This window comes from Streptosporangium heterodermiicola (assembly GCF_051390675.1).
GTDB lineage: Bacteria > Actinomycetota > Actinomycetes > Streptosporangiales > Streptosporangiaceae > Streptosporangium.
Map to the genome: position 1 here is coordinate 1 of NZ_JBPJSR010000157.1, position 223 is coordinate 223.

Consider the following 223-nt stretch of genomic DNA (forward strand, 5'->3'; position numbering starts at 1 on the left):
ATACATCGCCCCGCACTTCATCACCGACTCCGACCGGCTCGAAACGGTCCTCGACGATCCGTACGTCCTGGTCGTGAGCGGCAAGGTCTCCACCAACAGGGAGGTGGTGCCCCTGCTCGACAGGGTCGTGCAGGCGGGCAGGCCGCTGCTGGTCATCGCCGAGGACGTCGAGGGCGAGGCCCTGGCCACCCTGGTCGTCAACAAGCTGAAGGCCGTCCTGCGG

Annotated in this window: 1 pseudogene; it reads left to right on the forward strand. The window is 67.3% G+C overall.

Annotation, left to right across the window (positions count from 1 at the left end):
- A pseudogene (gene groEL / locus ACSC1Q_RS43325) lies at window positions 1-223 on the forward strand (chaperonin GroEL); the annotation flags it as partial.